This window comes from Gemmatimonadales bacterium (genome assembly GCA_036279355.1).
Taxonomy (GTDB): Bacteria; Gemmatimonadota; Gemmatimonadetes; order Gemmatimonadales; family GWC2-71-9; genus DASQPE01.
The window spans coordinates 56,095-77,456 of record DASUJH010000051.1 but is presented as its reverse complement, the minus strand read 5'-3'; the positions used below and the strand labels follow the sequence as shown (position 1 = coordinate 77,456).

Sequence of the window (21,362 nt, the reverse complement as noted above, 5' to 3'; positions counted from 1 at the left end):
GCTCAGCTCGCGCGCAGGACGAACACCGATTCCTCCTCGACCCAGCCGAGCCGGCCATCCGGTGCCGTGACCATGACCCAGTTGGGTGCGCGGCGCATGACGAGGAGCGCGCTCCCCGCGCCGAGCGACGCCAGCGTGGGCGCGCGCTCGTGCGGTGAGAGCTGGAGCGGAATCGGCGTCAGCACGACGGCGAGCGGCCGCTCCTGCCGGCGCCGAACGAGTAGCCCCGCCGCGCCCAGCGAGGCGGCCACGAGGAGCGCAGCGAGCGCGAAGTCCCGGCGGCGGGGCCGGAAGGTGAGACCGGCCCAACCCAGAATCCAGAGCGGGAGCGCCGCGAGCGCCAGCTCCTGCCAGGTGACCGGCGGCAACCAAAGTCGCGAGGCTGAACCTTCGTCGGGCGGCGGGACCAGCTCGAGCGCGCTGCGCACGGTGCGCTCGCGTGGAGCGAGGCGGCTCGCCTGGCGCCACGCCGCCGCTGCGCGGCCGTCCAGCCCAAGCCGGTAGTATGCGGCGCCGAGGTCGTACCAGTTGGCGGGACTGTCGGGCCGCTCCGCGGTGCGCTCTGCAAAGGCGTCGGCCGCGGGGCGGAGCTCACCCTGGGCGTAGAGCTGCTCGGGCGAAGGCTCGAGGGTCCGCGCAAGGCCGACGCTCGCCCCGAAGCTTGCGACGACAATCAGCGCGCACATCGTGAGCGCCACTGCCCGATGGCCGCCGCGCGCTCCGCGCCAGTCTTCGGCCGCCGGCGCGAGGCGGTCCACGATCGCCCGCGCCTCGGCGGAGAGCTGCGCCGGCACGGGTCCGCCTGCGGGTCCGTAGCGCAGTGCACGCAATCGCTCACGCAACTCGACCAGCCGGGCCGCGTCCTCGGGCGCGATGCCCGCCGTGCGCAGCGCCGCGACGAGATTCGCCCCGTCCAGCGCTTCGGGCGTGGGAACGAGCACGCGGAGCAGCCGCTCGAGACGAGCCTCGGCGTCGGGCGAGCCTGTGGCGGGGGATCGGTCCGCAGCCGGCCGCCGCCGCGCGTGCCGGAGCCGGCGTGTGCACCACGCGAGCGGCGGCAGCAGGAGCAGGATGGCGACGAGCCACGCGGGCATCGCGCGCACGATGCGCCAGGCGAGCGGCGGCCCCTCGTCCGCAAGCAGCGGCGGCGGGAGCGGCCGAGCGATGCGGGCGTCGCTTCCGCGCGCCACCGCGAGCACGGCAGGCGCCATCGCTGCCGAGTGATACGCACCGGCGGCGACATCGAAGAAGGGATAGGTCGCGCCGGGGAGCCGGAGTGGACCGGCGGAGTCGGGCACGACGGTGAAGCGAAAGATCTTGGAGCCGCCAAGGTGCCCGTCGGTAACCGACACGTGCTCGTCCACGCCGTCCGGGTAGGCGCGCACGCCGTGCGGCCAACTGAGGTCCGGCGCGGGCCAGAGCGCCGGATTGCCCTCGCCGCTGATCTCGAACGCCACGCTCACCGGCTCGCCGGCGCGCGCCGCCGGCGGGTTGGCGGTGCGGTCGACGCGAAGCCCCTGCCCGACCGCGCCCGCATAGCCCACGGGACGCCCGGCGAGCGGCGTCGGAGTGACGGCGAGTGTCTCGGGGAGGCTCGTGAGGGTGAAGCGCTCTTCCTGGCTGAAGAACTGGAGCGCGAGCGGCACGCCGTACTTGAGCACCGCGGGCCCGATCGTGATGCGTCCGGCGACGAGCGGAAAGAGCACCTGGTGCGCCACGAACAGATCGTACAGCGTACCGCCGACCATGCGGCTCGCGGCGATGCCGGAGGGCACCGGTTGCGGGTAGCTCCATACGCCTTCCACGACGGGCGGCTGCAGCGTGGGCGGGCGGCGGAGCCGCACCCGAAGATCGCGGGGAAACCATGCCGCCGTGAGCACGTCCACCTGCTCCCCGATCTCGGCGCTCGCGCTCGAGATCACGAGGCTTACGGCGGGCTCGCCTGCCTTGGCCGGCGGCGGTGCCCGCGCAAGCAGGCGCCGAAGCATCGGGTTCGTCGCCACCGCCTGCGCGCCGGGCTCGTCGTCGACCCGCACGGCGACGGGGGCCGCGGCCGTCGACGCGCTGCCCTGAATGGCCCGCGCGGGGCCCAGACGCCAGTGACCCGCCTTGATGGCCCGGAGCCGGAGCTCGAGCGTGAGCGTGCGCGCCGTGCCGGTGGCCGCGCCCGCGTCCTGCGAGACCTCGGTCCGCTCGCTCCGGCTCAGCAGCTCGAAGCCGGATATCGTGGGTACGGAGACCTGCATTGGCGCGACTGCGCTGCTGGTGGCGCGGACCGTAAAGACGATCTCGTCCCCCACCGCGACGTGGTTCCGATCCACATCCGCGGCGACGGCCGGGCCCGGCGCCTGACGCTGAGGGCCGGGATGCGCCGCCGCGAGCAGCACGAGCAGCCATGTCACCAATCCTTCACGCCTCCGGCGCTCCCCTGGAATCGCCGCTGCTGTTCGGCGCGGGTCGCCTGCTCCTGTCGCTCCATGGAGTTGAGAATCTGCTCGGCTTCCGCCCGACTCAAGCCCTGGCCCGAGGGGCGCGGCGGCGGCGGGGCTGCGCTGCTCCCTCCGCCCTTGGACGGCGGACTCGCGCCTCCGCCAGCCGAAGGCGGCGGTGGTGGCTTCCGCCGAAGCGCCAGCTCGAGGTTCCACTTAGCGCGGGCCGATGCGGGCTCGAGCAGGAGCGCATCCTCGAGGTTCGCCGCGGCCTCGTCGAGCAGCGTCGAGCGCCGTGCGGAGTCAGCCGCCGCCTGCACCAGCGCCGCGGTGCCAAGGTTGTAGAGCGCGCGATACCTGAGTGCCGGGTCGGGCGACTTGGCCGCTTCGGCCAAGGCGCCGCGGGCCACGTCGTAGCGACCGGCCGCCATCGCGGCGGTGCCGGCATTGTAGAACGCCGTGTCGCGCGCGGCGCCGCCGCTGGCCTGCTTCAGGTACTCCTCGGCCGCGCGCACCGGATTGCCCGCGGCGAGCGCACGCTCGCCGGGTGCCGGCCGCTGCGCCTGCGACGGCGCGGCGAGCAGCGCAAGGCCGCCAATCGCGGCGAGCGCGGGGCCGGGGCGCGCGAGTGTAAAGACGAGGAGTGTGAACGCGGCGAGCAGGACCGGAATCCACGCACGCGGCAGCAGGTCGGCGATGCGCGTTTCGGTGGTCGGGGTGCGCTTGAGCGCGGCGGCGAGGCTCGCGACGGCGCCGGCCTGGTCCGGAAGGTTGGCCGGCACCAGCGTACCGTCGGCCGCGTCGGCGATGGCGCGGAGCACGTCGTCGCGGCGCGCGGTTTCGACCGGGCGGCCATCGGCGTCGAGCTTGTACTCGAGCAGGTGGCCCAGCGAATCGCGGATCGGAATCCGCACGGGCGCGGCACCCCCTTCGGCCACCAGCACGAGCTTGATGCCGTGCGCCTTGAGCGCCGCGGCTTCGGCGATCGCATCGGGCAGTGTGTCGTGCCCCTCGCCGTCGGTAAAGACGACCAGCAGCTTGTCCGCGCCATCGCCACCTGCCGCGAGCAACTCGCTGCCTTGCCGGAGCACCGCCGAGAGATCGGTCCCGCCTTCACTCGCGAGATCGGGGTCGAGGCCGTCGAGGTACATGCGCACCGCGCCGCCATCGATCGTGAGCGGCGTGAGGATGTAGCTCCGGCCCGCGAACGCCAGGAGGCCAAGCCGGTCGCCCTCCTGGTCCTGCACCAGCCGGCGGCACTCCCGCACGGCGCGCTGCAGGCGGTTCGGGCTCACGTCTTCGGCGAGCATCGATCGGCTGATATCGACCGCGAGCACCATGTTGAGCGCCTCGCTCTCGCTCGTCACCCGGGCGCGCCCGCCGCGGGGCCCCGCGAGCGCCACGCCCGCGAGGAGTGCCGCAAGCCCGAAGACGAGCGGCGCCCGCCGTGCCCGTCCCCGCGCCATTCGGCCGAGAGCGCGCGACCACGCCTCGGCGAGCATGACGCGCCGGCGCCGCGCGAACCAGGCAAGCGCGCCGACGGCAAGCGCCAGCACCGGTGCCAGTGCGAGCAGGAGCGGCGCCTCGAAGATCACGGGACCCGTACCACCAGCGTGGCGTCGAGCAGGAGCTCCAGACCCAGCGCGAACAGTCCGAGCAGCACGAGGCCGCGGGTGGACTCGTCGAACCGGGTGTAACGCGTCATCACTGTAGGCGTGCGCTCCAGCCGATCGATCTGCTGGAAGATGCGGGTGAGTGCCTCGCTGTCCTTTGCTCGGAAGTAGCGGCCGCCGGTCTTGTCGGCGATCTCGCGCAGCAGGTCCTCGTCAATCTTGACCGGCAGGACCTCGTAGCGAAAGCCGCCGCCCAGCGCGCGGCCCGTCGGAATCGGGGCCTCGCCCTCGGTGCCGACGCCGATGGTGTAGACCTTGATTCCGTACGCCGCCGCCGTGGCCGCCGCAGTACGCGGATCGATCAGGCCCTTGTTGTTCTCCCCATCGGTGAGGAGCAGAATCACTTTCGATTTGTCGGGCGCGCGGCGCAGGCGATTCACGGCGACGGCAAGGCCGCTGCCGATCGCCGTCCCATCTTCCAGCGTGCCGATCCGGATGTCGCTCACCGCCTGCTCTACCACCGGATAGTCGAGCGTCACCGGCACCTGCGTCAGCGCCTCGCCGGCAAAGGCGACGAGGCCAATCCGGTCCGCGTCGCGCCCGCGGATGAACGCGACCGCCTGCCGCTTGGCCACCTCCAGCCGGTTGGACGGCGCGAAGTCCTCCGCCAGCATGCTGCTCGAGATGTCGATCGCGATGACGATCGCGATGCCTTCCTTCTTGAGCTCCACCCGGTCACCGCCGATCCGCGGACCCGCCGCCGCCACGATCCAGGCGGCCAATGCGAGCCCGCGGAGCCAGACCGGGAGGCGCACCCACCACGCCGGCCGCGCGATGCGCGCCGCGAGGCTCACATCGCTGTACGGGGCGGCGGGAGACGTGCCGCGACGGCGGCGCCACCACCAGAGCGGCAGCGCGAGCAGCAGGAGCAACAGCCAGGGGCGGGAGAACGTCATGCGGCCAGGGACGCTTCCAGCGCATCGGCGCGCCGCAACAGCCCGGCCGCGTCGGCGTCGTCACCCGGCGCGAAGCGCGCTGCGTTGAGCGCGCGGAGCAGCGCGCCCAATTCCGCGAGAGGCCAGTCGGGCCGGCGGGTGGCCAGGAGCGCAAGACACCATTCGGTCTCCATGCCCGCATCGGCCTCAGGCACCCGTGCCGCCAGCACGGCACGAAGCCGTGCGGCGGCCGCGTCCGCCGTCACGCGTGTCTCGCCGGCCCGGGCCCACCGCGCGAGCGGCAACACCGGCGCCGGCATGGCACCGGCATCGGGCACCGGCACGCTGCGGCCGCGGCGGCGCCAGAGCAGGTGCACCGGTACCAGCGCGAGTGCCGCGCCTCCCAGCAGAATGAGGATTGGCAGCACGCGCCTCTCCCGCGTCGGCACGATCGGAACGCGCGGCTGCGGCCGGAGCGCCGAAACAGACCGCGCTGGCAGCACGCTCGCGACGACGAGCGTCACCGAATCAGGCGGCAGCGAATCGACGCGCCCATCCGCAGAGAGCAGCACCGGGCCGGGGACGGGCACCGTGTGCTCGCCGGGCATCCACACGGTGACCGGATACGCGACCACCGCCGAGTCGCCCCGCAGTGTCACGCGCGGTGAGCCGAGCACTTCCAGCGGGTCGGCCGGCTTCCAGTCGGCGGCGCGCACCTCGCGCCCCGGCGGCACGGCTACCGTGCGCTGGACCCAGAACGTGTCGCCCACCGTGGCGAGCTGCAGCAGCAGGCCCAGCGCGATCATCGCGTTCCCGCGCGCCGGGCGCGCACGGCAAAGTGGCGCCGGAGCGGAATCTTGTAGTCGCGGCCGGTGGCGAGCTCGAGATGATCGGCGCCCGCGGCCGTGAGCGCGTGGTGCCGCGCCTCGCGCCGGCGCTCCGCCAGCCGCGCAATCCGCTCCCGCACCGCGCGGTTGCCGGTGTCCACCAGTACGCGGCGCCCGGATTCCGCATCGGCCAGCTCGATCCAGCCCGATTCGGGCAGCCGCTCTTCCCGCGCATCGTCGACCGTGATCGCCACCACGTCGTGCCGCCCCGTGAGCCGGCGCAGCGGACGCTCCCAGCCTTCGGCGAGAAAATCCGAGAGGACGACGACCGTGCTCCGGTGCCGCAGCAGCCGGCCCGCGTAGGTGAGGCCCGCCGCGAGATCGGTGGCGCGCCCCCGCGGCTCGAACGCGACGAGATCGCGAATGACCCGGAGCGCATGCCGGCGCCCTTTTCGCGGCGGCACTACGTGCTCCACCGCGTCGGTGAAGAAGAGCGCACCCACGCGGTCGTTCTCCTCCGCCGCGGCGAGCGCAAGCACCGCGCCCACCTCGACGGCGAGCCCCGCCTTGGTCACCGGCTCACCGAAGCGCGTGGAGCCGGACTCGTCGACCACGAGCAGCACGGTGAGCTCGCGCTCTTCGGTAAAGGTCTTGACGTAGGGCGTCCCGAGGCGGGCCGAGACGTTCCAGTCGATGGTCCGGAAGTCATCGCCGGGCTCGTAGGTACGCACCTCGGCGAACTCCATCCCCTGCCCGCGAAAAACCGAGCGGTATTCGCCGGCAAAGAGCGACCCCACGAGCCCGCGCGTGCGCAGCTCGATCGCCTTCACCTGCTTCAGAATTTCGGGATCGATGCTCATGCGACGCCCGGCTCGCCGCTCTTGCGCACGGCCGCGCCTCAGGGCGCGCGAACGGCGTCGAGCACCCGCGTCACCACGCCGTCCGTGGTGAGGTCTTCCGCCTCGGCTTCGAAGGTGAGCACGATGCGATGGCGCAGGACGTCGGGCGCGAGCGCGCGCACGTCCTCGGGCACCACGAAGCCGCGGCCGCGCAAAAAGGCGTGGGCACGCGCGGCCTGCGCCAGCGCGATCGACGCGCGCGGCGAGCCGCCGAACGCCACCAGCGGCCCGAGCTCGGCGAGACCCACCGTGGCCGGCTCGCGCGTCGCGCGGACCAGGTCCACGATGTAGTCCACCACCTTCTGGTCCATGTAGAGGTCGGCGATCGCCGCGCGCGCCGCGAGAATGGTCGCCGGCTCGAGCAGCCGTTCCACCGGGATCTCCTTGCCGCCGCTCATGCGGAGGAGCACTTCTTTCTCCTCGTCGCGGCTGGGATAGCCAACGCGCACCTTGAGCATGAACCGGTCGAGCTGCGCTTCGGGCAGCGGATAGGTGCCTTCGCTCTCGATCGGGTTCTGCGTTGCGAGCACGAGGAACGGCTCCTCCAGCGGAAAGGTGGTCCCACCGATCGTCACCTGCTTCTCCTGCATCGCCTCGAGCAGAGCCGCCTGCACCTTGGCGGGGGCACGGTTGATCTCGTCGGCCAGGATGATCTGCGCGAAGAGCGGCCCCTTCTTGACGTGAAACTCCTGGGTCTTCTGGTCGAAGACCATCGTGCCGATGAGATCGGCAGGCAGAAGGTCGGGCGTGAACTGGATCCGCGAGAACGACGCGTCAATGATCTCGGCCAGCGTGCGCACCGCCAGCGTCTTCGCGAGCCCCGGCACGCCCTCGAGGAGGATGTGGCCGCCGGTGAGGAGCCCCACCAGGAGTCGCTCGATCATGGCATCCTGTCCCACCAGCCGGCGCCCCACCTCCTCCACCACCCGCTGCACGGGCACCGGATCGGCGGCAGGCGTGAACGGCCGCGCGGTTGTCGTCATGTCGTCTCCATGGTCTCGATCATTCCGGCTCCATGCCGATCGCGCGGTAGATGGCCGCCTCTTCCCTGGGTGTGAGCGGCCGCGATTCGCCCGGCGCGAGATCACTGAGCCGGACCGGCCCGTACGAGAGCCGCGCCAGCCGGTCCACCCGAAGCCCGAGCGCCTCGCACCAGCGGCGCACGATGCGATTGCGCCCTTCGGCAAGCGTCACGTCGATGATGCTGCGCCCCTCGTGTCCCGACCGCACCCGTACCTCGCTGGTGACGACCGGGCGCCCCTCCACCGCCACGCGGCGATGCACCGCCTGGGCCAGCTCGGCCGTCGGGCGGCCATGCACCAGCGCGACGTAATGGCGCGGGATCCGATAGCGCGGATGGGTGAGGCGATGGACGGCCTCGCCGTCGGTCGTGAGCAGCAGCAGGCCGGTGGTGTTGACGTCGAGCCGGCCGACGTAGGTGAGCCCCGCCGTATTCTCGATGAAATCGAAGACGGTGCGGCGCCCCTCGTCGTCTCTCGCGGTGGTGACGACACCCAGCGGCTTGTGGAAGGCGAGCCAGCGGCGCGCCTGCACCTGCACGCGCCGGCCGCTCACCGTGATCGACTGCCGGTCGGGATCGACCTTGGAACCGAGCCGCATCACGGTGCCATCCACCCGCACCCGCCCCGCCTCGATCAGCCGCTCCGCCTCACGGCGGGAGGCAACCCCGGCGCGCGCCAGCGCCCGCTGGAGCCGCATCTCGCTCACGATTCGGCGGGCACGTAGGCCGCAGCGTCGTCGGCCCCCTCCGCGCTCGGGCGATGCGGCTGCAAGGCGATCGTCAGCTCTTCCACCTTGGGCAGGTCGGCGAGATCGCGGAGACCGAGCAGCTCGAGGAAGAGCGGCGCCGTGCCGTAGAGCATGGGGCGCCCGAGCGCGTCGCTCCGGCCGACGACTTCGATCAGCCCGCGCTCCTGCAGCGAGCGCAGCACGCCGCCGGCCGACACGCCGCGGATCTCCTCGATCTCGGCGCGCCCGACCGGCTGCCGGTAGGCGATGACCGCAAGCGTCTCGAGCGCCGCGGCCGTGAGCCGGGCCTGCCGCTGGGCGAACTGCGCGCGCTCGATGGCCGCGGCGTGCACCGCGCGGGTGAGAACCTGGTACCCTCCCGCAAGCTCGGCCAGCTCGACACCGTGCTGGTCGAAGTCGTAATGCTCGCGCAATTGCTCCAGCGCCGCGCGCACGTCGGCGAGCGTGGCTTCCGGCTCGAGCAGGCACAGCTCCTCGGTCGTAAGCGGGCGCGCGGCGGCGAAGAGCGCGGCCTCAAGCAGTTGCGCGAGCGGCGTCACGGGCGATCACCATCGGCGCGAACGGCGCCGGCTGTGAGAGGGAGAGGGAGCCGCGCCTGGCCAGCTCGAGCAGCGCGAGCAGTGTGGAGAGCACGTCGGCGATCGTTGCCGCGGGCCCGACCGCGTCGAGCCAGCCGATTTCCGCCATCGCGTCGAGCAGCGACTCAATGCGCTGCATGGCGCCTTCGACGTCGAGCGGCCGCGCGACGACGCGGTGGAGCACCGGCGAGGGAATCGCGGCGATGACCCGCTCGACCGCCTGCAGGAGTTGCATCAGATCGAGCGTGAGCGGCGCAGGGGGCATCACCGGAGCCGATGGCAGATAGCCCCGCGCCATCCGCTCCGAACGCCGCGCCGCCGCGCCGCCGAGCCAGAGAGCTACTTCGCGAATCTGCTGATACTCGAGCAGCCGGCGGACGAGATCGGCGCGCGGGTCCTCCCATCCGTCGTCGTCCAGCGCGCGCGGGAGCAGCATCTGCACCTTGAGCCGCACGAGGCGGCTCGCCATCTCGAGATAATCGGCGGCCTGGTTGAGTCCCAGCCGATTGATGGCCTCCAGGAACTGGCCGCAGATCCGCGCGATGGGGACGTCGGCGATCTCGAGCTGCTCCTCGCGCAGGAGGTGCAACAGCAGGTCGAGCGGGCCGGAAAACTCCTCCAGCTCGACCAGGAAACCGGGCTCGGCGCCAAGCGCCGCGGTGGGCGCATCGCGTCCCGGCGCGGCCCGCTCCGCCATGCCGGGCTTAGCCCGCGGCTCCGTCATGGCCGCCTCCCGCTCGGCCGGCTCGATCGTGGCGTGCGCCGTCACGCTGCGCGCATCATGAAAAGATGTTCCATCCGTTGCCCACCGCGTACGGCAGTACGAGATGCAGCAGATACACCATGCCGTACTGCGCCGGAATCAGCAGCTTCGAGAGCACTGGCTGCGCGAAGAAGATGAGCACGAGAAGCGGCAGGAAGCCGAAACGCTGGAGCGACCGGTAGCGCGCGCCGAGACCGGGCGGAAGCAAATGGTAGAAGAGGTGCGAGCCGTCGAGCGGCGGGATCGGGATGAGATTGAAAAAGCAGAGCACGAGGTTGAGCCAGATGCCGAGGACCATCATGCGCTGCAGCGTGTCGGCGACGACCATAATGCCGGGCGCCCGCGCGGCCACGAAGCCGATCACAATGAACGCGAGCGCGCAGAGCACGGCGAGCCCGAGATTGGTCACCACGCCGGCGGCGGAGACGATGATGTCGCCCCGGCGATAGTTCTTGTACTTGCGCGGATTTACCGGCACGGGTTTGGCGCCCCCGAAGGTGAAACGCCCGCCAGATATCCACCAGAGCAGCGCCGGAAAAATGATGCTCATCCAGGGGTCGATGTGGGGCACCGGGTTGAGCGTGAGCCGGCCAAGCATGTAGGCCGTATCGTCGCCCTCGCGGAGTGCCGCCGCTCCGTGGGCGTACTCGTGCGCCACGAGCGAAAAGACGAGCACCGGCAGAGCGAGGATGAAGTCTTGAAGCAGCGCGGGATTCCCGGGCGAAGGCCGGGAGAAGGTTACATGAGGGGGAGCGGCAAGTCAAAGCGCGGCGCGCAGGACAAAACGCTGCACGGCTTGACCTTGCGCCGGCGCGCGCCTACCTTTTCCGCCTCGTTGGCACCGGTGCCCCGGCCCGGTGCTTTCCAGCATCGGTCGAGCAATTTTTCGTGAGGTGGTCGTGCCGCGAACCAAGTCCGCCAAGAAACAGTTGCGCCAGTCTCGGGCCCGGACGCAGAACAACCGCATGCAGCGGAGCCGGCTCCGGTCGGCCATCAAGAAGGCGCGGACCGCCGCCAAGGGCCCGGACGCCGAGCGGGCTTACGCTGAAGCGGCAAAGCTGCTCGACCGCGCCGGCCGGAAGAACATCGTCCACCACAACACCGCGAACCGACAGAAGAGCCGGCTCGCCAAACTTATCCGCCCCGCCTAACTCAGAGCGCCGCCAGCTCCGCGCCGCACCGCTCGCAGTACCACTCGGTCGCGCGGTTGAGCGTTCCGCACTCCCCGCACTTCAGGGTCTTTTGCTGCGATGCGGGCCCCGGCTTGGCCGATGGCTGCGTCGCCACGGGCGCGCCCGCTGGCGCGCTGCCGGGCGGCGCACTCGATACCGGCATGCCGGCGGGGCTGCCCGCTCCGCCCGCGTGGTCCGGCACCCTTGGGCGCTCGCCGCTCACCGACTTGAGAAACGCCAACTCGTCCATTCCGGCCGGCTGAGGCGCCGGCTTGGGCACGAAGCGCGGCGCCCCGGGAGCCGGTGCCGGCGGCGCAGCGTCGATCACCGGCTGTATCTCCGGCGGCGAGCCGGCGGCTGCGGATTCATCCGGCGTCGGATCCGGCAGCATTTCGATCGCCGGTTCCGGGGCGGGTACGCGGGCAGGCTCGGCCTTTACCGCCTCGACCCTCGGCGGCTCGATCATCGGCTGCGGCTTCGGCGGCACTGGCTTGGGCGATGCCGAAATCAAGCCCTGCACCTCGACCAGCCGTTTCACCTCGGCCATGATCGTGGCGAGCTCGTTCCGGACCTTTTCGAGCGTTTCCGAGGTCTCGTCGCTCAGCGCGCGCCACTCGTCGTCCGAGTACTCGCCGACCGCGTGACGCACGCCGGCCTCGGCCAGCACCTCCTCGGCATCCGCCCGCCGGCCCTCCAACTCTGCCTGTGCGCTCCGCTGCCTTTCCAGCTCCTCGTTGATCGTCGCGCCGTGCGACTTGAGCTGGTCAATCACGCCGTCGAGGCGCTGGGCATAGTCGGCACGGACCTTATCGCGCACGCCCGGCGGCGCCGAGCCGGCCGCGGTATCGAGCTTGGTAAGCCATTGCTGAAAGCGGGCCCGCTCCTGGAGCAGATGCTCGATCGCGGTGCCGCCGGAGGTGGGAGCGTCAGCCATCGCGGGACTTTCCTCTCAGGTGCTGGAGAGCCTGAAGCTGGTCAGTGGTGAGGCGCGTGACGCGGCCGAGCGCGCGCGCGGCGAACAGGATACGGGCGGCGTGTTCCAGGCTCTCCATGCGGATGCGCGCCACCGTGAGATCGGCGCCCCAGGTGACCGCGCCGTGGTTGGCGAGGAGCACCGCGGGATGCCGGGCCAGGAAGGGGGCCGCCACGTCGCCGAGCGCGGGCGTGCCCGTCGTGGCATACGGCACCACTGGCACCTCGCCCATGAGCAGCGCGACTTCGGCCAGCACGTCGCCCGGAATCGGTTCGCCGGCCACCGCAAATGCGGTCGCGACCGGCGGGTGCGCGTGGACCACGGCGCCGCACTCCTCCGACTGGCGGTAGACCCGAAGATGCAAATCTAATTCGCTCGACGGCCGTCGGAACCGGGGGCGGCGGGGGCCGGCGGGGGATCCGACCGGGGCCCCGGCGAGCGTCACCTCGACCAGATCGCTCGCCTCGAGCTCCGCCTTGAGGCAGCCGCGCGGCGTCACCAGGATCCGGTCCGGCCCAAGCCGTACGGACACGTTTCCGTCCGCGCCCGCAATCAGCCCCGCCTCCCAGAGCCGCCGGCAGCAGCGGACGACGTCCCGTGCCGCGCCACGCGCCCGCATTGGGGTCAATCGCCCCGCTGGTAGACGACCTGTCCCCGCACGATCGTGAGCGTGGCGCGCCCCGTGAGCTCCCGCCCGGCAAAGGGCGTGTTCCGGCTTTTCGAGAACGACTCGTCGGGCCGCACCGTCCACTGCGCAGTGGGGTCGAACACGGTCACGTCTGCCGGCGCGCCCGGCGCCAGCGTGCCGCCCGGCAGCCCGAACACCCGCGCCGGGAGCGTGCTCATCCGCTTCACCAACTCGGGCAGCGTGAGAAGGCCGCTTTCGACCAGCTCGGTGACGGCAAGCCCGAGCGCCGTCTCCAGCCCGATGATCCCGTTCGGCGCGTCGTCGAACTCGCGCTCCTTTGCATCGTAGTGGTGCGGCGCGTGGTCGGTCGCGATCACGTCGATCGTCCCGTCCCGAAGCGCCTGCCGAATCGCTTCACGGTCCTCGGCCTCGCGGAGCGGCGGGTTCATCTTGGCGTTGGTGTCGTAGCCCTCGCAGGCCAGGTCGGTGAGCGAGAAGTGGTGCGGCGTGGCCTCGGCCGTGACCCGAATGCCCCGCTCCTTGGCTCGGCGGATCAGCTCGACCGAGCCGCGCGTCGACATGTGGCAGAGGTGCACGTGCCCACCGGTGAGCTCGGCCAGAAGGATGTCGCGTGCGACCATGATCTCTTCGGCCGCCGCCGGAATCCCCTTGAGACCGAGCCGAGTCGCCACCAAGCCCTCGTGCATCACGCCGCCGGCCGAGAGCGTTGGGTCCTCGCAGTGGTCGGCGACGGGGATGCCGAACGTCTTGGCGTACTCGAGCGCGGTGCGCATGAGGTGACTCGAGACCACCGGCTTCCCGTCGTCGCTCACCGCGACGGCGCCCGCGCCCACCAGCTCGCCGAACTCCGCCAGTTGCTGCCCCCTCTGCCCGAGCGAGATGGCGCCGATCGGATAGACCCGCGCCTTGCCCGCGCGCTGCGCCTGCGCCTTGATGAAGCCCACGACGCCCTGGTTGTCGCAGACGGGATCGGTGTTGGGCATGGCGCAGACCGCGGTGAACCCGCCGGCGGCCGCGGCCATCGAGCCGCTCGCCACGGTCTCGAGATCCTCCTGTCCCGGCTCGCGCAGGTGCACGTGCACGTCGATGAGGCCGGGGCACACGACCTGGCCGGTCGCGTCCACCACCATCGCGCCCGCGATGCCGCTCGCTCCCCCAAGGTTTCGCCCGACCGCCTCGACCCGCCCGTCCAGCAGATAGACGTCCGCCACGCCGTTGGCCGCCGCGTCCGCGACGGCGCCGCCGCGTGATGGATCGATCACCTGCCCGCCCCGGATCAGAATCCCGCTCAATGGTCCTCCCCGCGGCCGGCCGCCTGAGCCCAGTCCGGCGCGCCGCCCGCCAGCAGGTAGAGCACCGCCATGCGGACCGCGACGCCGTTCGTCACCTGCGGCAGGATCACGCTGTGCGGGCCGTCGGCGACGTCACTGTCGATCTCGACGCCGCGGTTCATCGGGCCCGGGTGGAGGATGAGCAGATCCTTTGGCGCCCGCGCGAGCCGCTCGCTGGTGACACCGAAGACCCGATTGTACTCGCGCAAAGAGGGAATGAACCCGGTCTGCATCCGCTCGAGCTGCAGGCGCAGCACGTTGAGCGCGTCGGCCCACTGGATCGCGTCTTCAATCCGCGGCAGTACCGCGACGCCGAGCGCTTCGATGTTCCGAGGCAGGAGCGTGGCGGGACCGCAGACGCCCACCTGGGCGCCGAGCTTGAGGAGTCCCCAGATGTTGCTCCGCGCCACCCGGCTGTGCAGAATGTCGCCGCAGATCGCGACCTTGAGCCCCGCGAGGCGCCCGAAATGATCGCGCAGGGTGAGCATGTCGAGCAGCGCCTGGGTCGGGTGCTCGTGCTTGCCGTCGCCCGCGTTGATGACGTTGGACCGGATCCGGGAGCCCAGGAATTGGGCCGCGCCCGACGCGCCGTGCCGGATCACCACCATGTCGATCCGCATCGCCTCGAGGTTGCGCGCGGTGTCGACCAGTGTCTCGCCCTTGGAGACGGACGAGCCCTGCGGTGACACGTTCACCGTGTCCGCGCTCAGCCGCTTCTCGGCAAACTCGAACGAGATCCGGGTGCGGGTCGACGGCTCGAAGAAGAGATTGACGATCGTCTTGCCGCGGAGCGCCGGAACCTTCTTGATCGGCCGCTCGCTCACTTCCTTGAACGGCTCGGCGGTGTCGAGGATCAGCTCGAGCTGCGCGGGCGTCAGGTGCTCGAGCCCGATCAGGTCCTTGCCGAGGGCCGCGGAGGTCACGGCGTCACCGCACCAGCTCGACGGCATCGCGGCCGTCGAGCTCGCTCACGAAGACGTCCACGCGGTCGCCCGCGGTGGTCGTCACACTCGCGCCGCTGATGTCGGCCTGGATCGGCAGCTCACGCCCGCCCCGGTCAATCAGCACGCAGAGCAGGATGCGGCGGGGCCGCCCGAAGTCGGCGCACTCGTCGAGGGCCGCGCGCACCGTGCGCCCGGTGTAGAGCACGTCATCCACGATCACCACGGTCTTTCCGTCGAGGTCCGGCAGGCTGGTTTCGCCGACCACGGGCCGGGGGCCCACCGTCTGGAGATCGTCGCGATAGAGGGTGATGTCGAGCTTGCCCACCGGAACGGCGGCACCTTCGCCCTGCCCGATGAGCCCGGTGAGCCGGCTCGCCAGCTCCACGCCGCGGCGCTGAATGCCCACGAGCACGAGGTCCTCGGTCCCGTGGCAGCGCTCGACAATTTCCGATGCCATGCGCGCCAAAGCGCGGCCGATTGCGCGGTCGTCGAGGAGGAGGGTCCGGGTTGGCATCTCGGGGAGAGGAAGCTAGCCGAGGTTGCCGGGCTTCGCAACGGACAGGGCGGGATTCGAACCCGCGAAACGCTTTTGACGTTTACACGCTCTCCAGGCGTGCGCCTTCAACCACTCGGCCACCTGTCCCGATGGGTAAGCGGCGTGAGCCGCGCCACAATCTATATCCGGCGGCGGAGCGTCGCCCCGCCATCCGGCGGTACCGCGTCGCAATCCGATTCCGCGCGTGGAGAAACGCCCGGCCGGCGTGGCCGGAGAGGCTGCCGGCGTGTGACTCACGGCACGACTAAGGGCGATGAAAGATGGGATTATTCAACGAGTAAGAGCCGGCCCGGGCCCGCGTGCAACAAATGGCCCGCCTTATGCTGAACTTGGCGCGCCGACCCGGTTGCGGCCCCTCGACGGGCAACATCTTGCCGGAGCGTCGTGTTATGCAGTCCCCCCTCGTCGTCGAAGCGCTGCGCGAACAACTCGTAAGAGTCATGGATTGGCACGTGAACGAGCGGCCCGCGTTCCGGTGGGGTGCCGTCATCCACCGGCGCAACGAGCGCGGCCGGTTCCGCTTTGGCTGCGTGACCCAGGGTGGCGAGAGTTTTCTGCTGACCGAGCGCTTGCTGCGGGACCTGGCGGGGCTCCCCTGTTGGCTCGACGGCGCGGTGCGGGTGACGCTCGAGTGCCGCGAGGCGCTGACCGAGCCCGACCCCGACGAGCTGCAGCGCCCCGACCGGCCGCCGCTCGTGGAGGCGATGGCGGTCTACTTCGATCCCGGCGCGAACGCTGGCGACGCCGCCGCCTTTCAGGCAATGGCCGGAGTGATCACGCCGGCAGCCTGTCCCACCGAGCTCTTTCTACTCACTCGCGAGCGCCCGCGCGGCTGGCCGAAGTAGGCGGGAGGACGGGCGGTCAGAGGGCAACTGAGTCGGCAGGTATGCGGTGCTGAATTGCCTGGCTCACTGCCCGCCCGACCGCCCGATCGCCTGTCCGCCCGCCCCTTACTTCAAGAACAACAACTCCCGATACGTCGGCAGCGGCCAGAGATCCGCGCTCACCACCGTCTCGAGCCCGTCGACCACCGCCCGAAGGCGCGCCATGGCCGGCTTCACCGATGCCTTGATCTGCTGGGCGTGACGCATCGGATCGTCGTGATGTTCGCCCAGCGCGCGCTCGAGATCGGCCGCCGCGTTACGCAGCTCCCCCACCCGCTCCACGAAACTCTGTAGCGCCGCCTGACCGTCCGGCGTGCGGACGCCGGCGCCTTCCGTCGCGGCCACCGCCCGGGCCAGCCGCTCCTGATGCGCGAGCGCCGCCGGCAGGATCTGGGTCCGTGCGATCGAGACCATCGTCTCGCCCTCGATCACGAGCTGCTTCACGTATTTCTCGACCGTCACGTGCACGCGCGACTCGACCTCGGCCCGGTTGAGCACGCCGTACTTCTTGAAGAGGTCGGCGTTCTTCTTCGCCTTGAGCACGGGGAAGGCCTCGACCGAATCCTGCAGCATCGGGAGGCCGCGCCGCTTGGCCTCCTCGTGCCACTCGGGCGCGTAGTTGTCGCCGTCGAAGATGACGCGCTTATGCGCCTTGATGGTGCGCTTGAGCAGGGCCAGCACGCTCGTCTGCAGCTTGGCCGCCGTGGGCTTGGCGCCGAGCGCGCGCTCCAGCTCGGTCGCCATGTAGTCGAGCGACTCGGCCACGATCGTGTTGAGCACGGTGTTGGGCCACGCGATGCTCTGGCTCGAACCCACGGCGCGGAATTCGAACTTGTTGCCGGTGAACGCGAAGGGCGAGGTCCGGTTGCGGTCGCCCGAGTGACGCGGGAGCTGGGGCAGCGTGCGCGCGCCCAGATCGAGCGTGCCGCCGCGCAGCGTGCGCTTGGGCTGGCCCTTCTCGATCTGCGCCAGGATGTCCGTCAGCATGCTGCCGAGGAAGATCGAGATGATGGCCGGCGGCGCCTCGTTGGCGCCGAGCCGGTGGTCGTTCGCGGCGGAGGCGATCGAGCTCCGGAGCAGATCGGCGTGGAGATCGACCGCGCGGATGACCGCGCAGAGGAAGACCAGGAACTCGAGATTGGTGTGGGTCTCGTCGCGCGGGTCGAGCAGGTTGACGCCGGTATCGGTGGACATCGACCAGTTGTTGTGCTTGCCCGACCCGTTCACACCGGCGAACGGCTTCTCGTGCAGCAGCGCCACCAGCCCGTGCCGGAGCGCGACGCGCTTGAGGGTTTCCATTACCACCATCTGGTGGTCGCTCGCGATGTGGCTCGCCTCGAAAAGCGGCGCGATTTCGTATTGGCCGGGCGCCACCTCGTTGTGCCGGGTCTTGACCGGGACGCCCAGGCGATAAAGTTCCCCCTCGGCCTCGCCCATGAACCCGAGCACCCGCGGCGGAATGCTGCCGAAGTAGTGGTCCTCGAGCTGCTGGCCCTTGGGCGGCTTGGCGCCAAATACGGTGCGCTCGCAGGTGACGAGGTCGGGGCGCCGGAAGAAAATCTCGCGGTCCACCAGGAAGTATTCCTGCTCGGGTCCCACCGTGGTGAACACCCGCGAGATGCCCTCGTCGGTGCCGAAGATCCGGAGGATACGGAGCGCCTGCTTGGAGAGCGCCTCCATCGAGCGGAGCAGCGGTATCTTGGTGTCGAGCGCCTCGCCGGTCCAGGAGACGAACGCGGTCGGAATGCAGAGCGTCACCACGTTCTGATTGCGCATGAGAAACGCGGGGCTCGTGGCGTCCCACGCGGTGTAGCCGCGGGCCTCGAAGGTGGCGCGGAGGCCGCCCGAGGGAAAGCTCGACGCATCGGGTTCGCCCTGCACCAGCTCGGTGCCGGAGAAGTTGAACACCACGCCGCCGTTGCCGTCGGGCGAGATGAGCGAGTCGTGCTTTTCCGCCGTGAGGCCGGTGAGCGGCTGGAACCAATGGGTGTAGTGGGTCGCTCCGTTCTCGATGGCCCAGTCCTTCATCGTGGCGGCGACGACGCTCGCCACCTGCGGGTCGAGCGGCTCGCCCCGATCGATGGTGCGGATCAGGCTGCGGTAGGTCTCCTTCGGGAGCCGCTGCCGCATGTTGGCGCGCGAGAAGGTGTCGCTGCCGAAGATGCTGTCGACCCGATCGGCCGCGGCGGTGCCGGGCCGGGCGCCGTTGCGAGGGTTGCTCACGGGCGGTGCTACCTCATGCGAAAGTGGGCCAAGGGCTCGGGGAACGAGACAAAATACATCATCGGGCCGGAAGGCGCATATTCATTCAGGCCGTCCCGATCACGTGCCGACCCAGTGACGCGAACCGCTGAACCGAGGTATCGATGAAGGCCCGCATGACGATCGCGCTGGCCAGTCTGATATCAGGGCTGGTGGCGCTCTACCTGCACCTCTGGAAGCTCGGGCTGGTGGGACAGTTGGCCTGCGCCAACGGAGGTGGTTGCGAGACGGTGCAGACGAGCGCCGCGGGCTCCTTCCTGGGCGTAGATGTCGCGCTCATCGGCGCACTCGGCTACGCGGCCATCGTCGTGCTGAGCCTCATCTCGCTCCAGCCCAGGTTCGTGCGCGCACGCTGGCCTGCGCTCGCCATGATGGCGCTCATCTACCCCGCCCTGCTCTTCACCATCCGCCTCAAGTACGCGGAGTTCGTGACGCTCCGCAGCTTTTGCCCCTGGTGCGCGGTGAACGCGATTGCCATCGTGATCTGCGCGATCGCCGTTACGGTCGACTGGTTTCGGCTGCAAGGCGCGACGGGCTCGATGGACCCGTCGCAGCCCCGGTCCGAACAGTCTGACCCGGTACCAAGCGCCGCAATACGAACTCCGCCTCCGGCTCGGCCCGCCCGAGCACCATCCGCGCCACCAGCTCGCCGACCGCCGGGCCCATCTTGAACCCGTGACCCGACCCGCCGCCCGCGAGCCAGACGTTATGGGCCGCGGGGTGCCGGTCGAGGATGAAGTCGCCGTCGGGCGTCTGCTCGTACTGGCAGACCCGTGATTCGACGAGCGGTGCCGCCGCGAGCGCCGGGAACCGGCGCGCGAGAAACGCCCGCGCCCGTGCCACCGCCTCGGGCGAGACCACGCGATCATCCGACGTGGGGTCGATCGGGCCGCCGCGCGTATCATCCGCCAGCTTGAAGCCGCGGCGCCCGTCGCCGGGGATGCCATAGACGAACCGCTCGCCATGCTCGAGCCAGACCGGGAGCGAAGATTCGTCGTACGCCGCGGCGCCCGGCGGCGTGCCGAAGAATAGCACCTCCTGCCGGGTGGGCCGGATCCGGTCGCCGATCACCTCGGGAAAGAGCCGGCCGAGCCACGGCCCGCAGGCGAACACGAACGCATCGGCGCGGAGCGTGGCGCCTCCGCCCAGCATCACCGCGTGCATTGCGCCTCCCGCGATGCGCCCCGGCCGTGCCGCCTCGCGCCGGTACTCGCCGCCCTCGGCCACAAATCCCTCGCAGACGGCGGCGCACGCATCGCGCGCCAGCAGATATCCCGCTTCGTGCTCGAAGAACGCGCTCCGAAGCCCGTGGGTGGATATGGCGGGATAGGACGCCCGAAGCTGCTCGAGCGGGATCTTGGCGATGCGAAAATCGGGATCGTCGATGAGCGGGAGAGCATTACGGGCGTAGGCGTCTCCGTCGGGGCAATTCTCCCCGAACAGCCAGAGCGCACCGGTGCGCTGGTAGAGCCGGTGCCGCCAGCGCTCCTCGTGCTGCCACCAGAGCTCGAAAGCCCGAATGGTGAGCTCGACGTAACGGCGCTGGCCGCCGTAGATGAGCCGGATGACGCGGGTTTCACCGCCCGAGCTTGCCCGCGAGTTGCCCGGGCCCCACGCGTCGAGCAACGTCACCCGCGCGCCATTTCGACGCAGGTGCAGCGCCGTCCATCCGCCGAACGCGCCGGCGCCGATTACGACGACGTGCACGGGGTCAGGCGCTTTGCGTCACGCGCATCGCGTCATGCGCGGTGCGTCCGGGGCATGCGTGCCTGGCCTCAGGCCATCGCCGGCTGCATGCCGAGCGCTGCGTCAATTTCGGCGTCGCCCCGGTCGGGCAGATCGGCATAGACGGGATTCGAGAGATAGCGCTCGCCGAAATCGCAGCCGATTGAGACGATCAGCTTGCCCGCGTTGGCCGCCTGCCGTGCCAGCTCGAGCGCCGCCCAAGTGATCGAGCCCGTCGAGATGCCGGCAAAGATCGCCTCTTCGCGGGCCAGGCGGCGCGTGGTGGCGATGGCATCTCCGTTCGTCACCTGAATTACGTCGTCGTAAATCCCGGTGTCGAGAATGTTGGGAATGAATCCGGCGCCGAGCCCCTGCTGCTTGTGCGGCCCCGCCGCACCGCCGGAGAGGACCGGGCTCTCGGCCGGCTCGACCGCCACGATACGGATGCTCGGCTTTTTCTCGCGCAGGTAGCGACCGGCACCAGTAATCGTACCTCCGGTGCCGACGCCCGACACGAAAATGTCGACCGCGCCAGCAGTGTCGGCCCAGATCTCGGGGCCGGTGGTGCGGTAGTGGATGGCGGGATTGGCGGGGTTATCGAACTGGCGCGGCATCCAGCCCTTGTCGCCCAGGCGTGCGAGGATCTCCTCGGCCCGTGCGATGGCGCCCTTCATCCCCTTGGCGCCCTCGGTGAGCACGACCTTCGCGCCCAGAGCGCGGAGCATGTTGCGCCGCTCGGCAGTCATCGTGTCCGGCATGGTGAAGATGGAGCTATAGCCGAGTGCAGCGGCCACGTAGGCGAGCCCGATTCCGGTGTTGCCGCTTGTGGGCTCGACAATGATCATCCCCGGTCGGAGGCGTCCCGCGTCGATGGCGTCCTGGATCATCGCCATGCCGATGCGGTCCTTGACCGAGTTGAACGGATTGAAGCCCTCGTGCTTTACGGCGACGCGGGCCGGGAGGCCGGCGGCCAATCGGTTGAGATAGATCAGCGGCGTGTTGCCGACGGTCTCGGTAACGTTCCTATAGATGGTGCCGTGGGGCATGGGGGC

20 protein-coding genes and 1 tRNA gene are annotated in these 21,362 nt (G+C 70.5%); 2 read left to right on the top strand and 19 right to left on the bottom strand.

Going from position 1 to position 21,362, the window contains the following annotated elements; all coding sequences use genetic code 11:
• Positions 1 to 2: 2 nt before the first annotated feature.
• Genes VFW66_12890 through VFW66_12845 form a run of 10 tightly spaced genes read right to left on the bottom strand, consistent with a single transcriptional unit; the run spans position 3 to position 10,490 of the window.
• Complete coding sequence (locus VFW66_12890; protein HEX5387595.1) at positions 3 to 2,402, bottom strand: BatD family protein; 2,400 nt, start codon at positions 2,400 to 2,402, stop codon at positions 3 to 5.
• Positions 2,399 to 4,024, bottom strand: coding sequence for a VWA domain-containing protein (locus tag VFW66_12885; protein ID HEX5387594.1), 1,626 nt, complete (start codon positions 4,022 to 4,024; stop codon positions 2,399 to 2,401). The genes VFW66_12890 and VFW66_12885 overlap by 4 nt, the downstream gene beginning before the upstream one ends.
• Positions 4,021 to 4,998 (bottom strand): VWA domain-containing protein, encoded by a 978-nt coding sequence (locus VFW66_12880; protein HEX5387593.1) that lies wholly within the window; start codon positions 4,996 to 4,998, stop codon positions 4,021 to 4,023. Before VFW66_12880 ends, VFW66_12885 begins: the two co-directional genes overlap by 4 nt.
• Entirely contained in the window at positions 4,995 to 5,783 is a 789-nt protein-coding gene (locus tag VFW66_12875; protein HEX5387592.1) for a hypothetical protein, read from the bottom strand. Before VFW66_12875 ends, VFW66_12880 begins: the two co-directional genes overlap by 4 nt.
• Positions 5,780 to 6,664, bottom strand: coding sequence for a DUF58 domain-containing protein (locus tag VFW66_12870; GenBank protein HEX5387591.1), 885 nt, complete (start codon positions 6,662 to 6,664; stop codon positions 5,780 to 5,782). Before VFW66_12870 ends, VFW66_12875 begins: the two co-directional genes overlap by 4 nt.
• Before the next feature lie 38 nt (positions 6,665 to 6,702).
• On the bottom strand, positions 6,703 to 7,686 hold the full coding sequence (locus VFW66_12865; protein HEX5387590.1) for a MoxR family ATPase: 984 nt from the start codon (positions 7,684 to 7,686) through the stop codon (positions 6,703 to 6,705).
• Between the two features lie 19 nt (positions 7,687 to 7,705).
• Positions 7,706 to 8,422 (bottom strand): pseudouridine synthase, encoded by a 717-nt coding sequence (locus VFW66_12860; protein HEX5387589.1) that lies wholly within the window; start codon positions 8,420 to 8,422, stop codon positions 7,706 to 7,708.
• Positions 8,423 to 8,427: 5 nt separating this feature from the next.
• Positions 8,428 to 9,012, bottom strand: a complete 585-nt coding sequence (gene scpB, locus VFW66_12855) for an SMC-Scp complex subunit ScpB (protein HEX5387588.1) — start codon at positions 9,010 to 9,012, stop codon at positions 8,428 to 8,430.
• Positions 8,987 to 9,820 (bottom strand): segregation/condensation protein A, encoded by an 834-nt coding sequence (locus VFW66_12850; GenBank protein HEX5387587.1) that lies wholly within the window; start codon positions 9,818 to 9,820, stop codon positions 8,987 to 8,989. Before VFW66_12850 ends, scpB begins: the two co-directional genes overlap by 26 nt.
• A 10-nt stretch (positions 9,821 to 9,830) precedes the next feature.
• Positions 9,831 to 10,490, bottom strand: coding sequence for a site-2 protease family protein (locus VFW66_12845; protein HEX5387586.1), 660 nt, complete (start codon positions 10,488 to 10,490; stop codon positions 9,831 to 9,833).
• Between the two features lie 217 nt (positions 10,491 to 10,707).
• Between VFW66_12845 and rpsT the strand changes: the two genes are divergently transcribed.
• Positions 10,708 to 10,965, top strand: a complete 258-nt coding sequence (gene rpsT, locus VFW66_12840) for a 30S ribosomal protein S20 (protein ID HEX5387585.1) — start codon at positions 10,708 to 10,710, stop codon at positions 10,963 to 10,965.
• Position 10,966: 1 nt separating this feature from the next.
• On the opposite strand, the gene VFW66_12835 is transcribed toward rpsT, so the two are convergent.
• The 6 genes from VFW66_12835 to VFW66_12810 form a co-directional block, all read right to left on the bottom strand.
• Positions 10,967 to 11,920, bottom strand: a complete 954-nt coding sequence (locus VFW66_12835) for a hypothetical protein (protein ID HEX5387584.1) — start codon at positions 11,918 to 11,920, stop codon at positions 10,967 to 10,969.
• Positions 11,913 to 12,578 (bottom strand): class II aldolase/adducin family protein, encoded by a 666-nt coding sequence (locus VFW66_12830; protein ID HEX5387583.1) that lies wholly within the window; start codon positions 12,576 to 12,578, stop codon positions 11,913 to 11,915. Before VFW66_12830 ends, VFW66_12835 begins: the two co-directional genes overlap by 8 nt.
• Positions 12,579 to 12,583: 5 nt before the next feature.
• Positions 12,584 to 13,900, bottom strand: coding sequence for a dihydroorotase (locus VFW66_12825; protein ID HEX5387582.1), 1,317 nt, complete (start codon positions 13,898 to 13,900; stop codon positions 12,584 to 12,586).
• Positions 13,897 to 14,862: an aspartate carbamoyltransferase catalytic subunit gene (locus VFW66_12820; GenBank protein HEX5387581.1), complete on the bottom strand. Its 966-nt coding sequence runs from the start codon at positions 14,860 to 14,862 to the stop codon at positions 13,897 to 13,899. The genes VFW66_12825 and VFW66_12820 overlap by 4 nt, the downstream gene beginning before the upstream one ends.
• A gap of 4 nt (positions 14,863 to 14,866) precedes the next feature.
• Entirely contained in the window at positions 14,867 to 15,397 is a 531-nt protein-coding gene (gene pyrR, locus VFW66_12815; protein ID HEX5387580.1) for a bifunctional pyr operon transcriptional regulator/uracil phosphoribosyltransferase PyrR, read from the bottom strand.
• Between the two features lie 41 nt (positions 15,398 to 15,438).
• Positions 15,439 to 15,526, bottom strand: a tRNA-Ser gene (locus VFW66_12810).
• 302 nt (positions 15,527 to 15,828) lie between these two features.
• On the opposite strand from VFW66_12810, the gene VFW66_12805 reads away from it, so the two are divergent.
• Complete coding sequence (locus VFW66_12805) at positions 15,829 to 16,284, top strand: hypothetical protein (GenBank protein HEX5387579.1); 456 nt, start codon at positions 15,829 to 15,831, stop codon at positions 16,282 to 16,284.
• A 105-nt stretch (positions 16,285 to 16,389) separates the two neighbouring features.
• Here the strand turns inward: VFW66_12805 and VFW66_12800 are convergent, their stop codons facing one another.
• The 3 genes from VFW66_12800 to cysK form a co-directional block, all read right to left on the bottom strand.
• The gene (locus tag VFW66_12800; protein HEX5387578.1) at positions 16,390 to 18,546 is read right to left on the bottom strand and encodes a glutamine synthetase III; all 2,157 of its coding nucleotides are present in this window, start codon (positions 18,544 to 18,546) and stop codon (positions 16,390 to 16,392) included.
• Positions 18,547 to 19,083: 537 nt separating this feature from the next.
• Positions 19,084 to 20,292: an FAD-dependent oxidoreductase gene (locus tag VFW66_12795; GenBank protein HEX5387577.1), complete on the bottom strand. Its 1,209-nt coding sequence runs from the start codon at positions 20,290 to 20,292 to the stop codon at positions 19,084 to 19,086.
• Positions 20,293 to 20,360: 68 nt separating this feature from the next.
• Positions 20,361 to 21,356 (bottom strand): cysteine synthase A, encoded by a 996-nt coding sequence (gene cysK, locus VFW66_12790; GenBank protein ID HEX5387576.1) that lies wholly within the window; start codon positions 21,354 to 21,356, stop codon positions 20,361 to 20,363.
• Positions 21,357 to 21,362 lie beyond the last annotated feature (6 nt).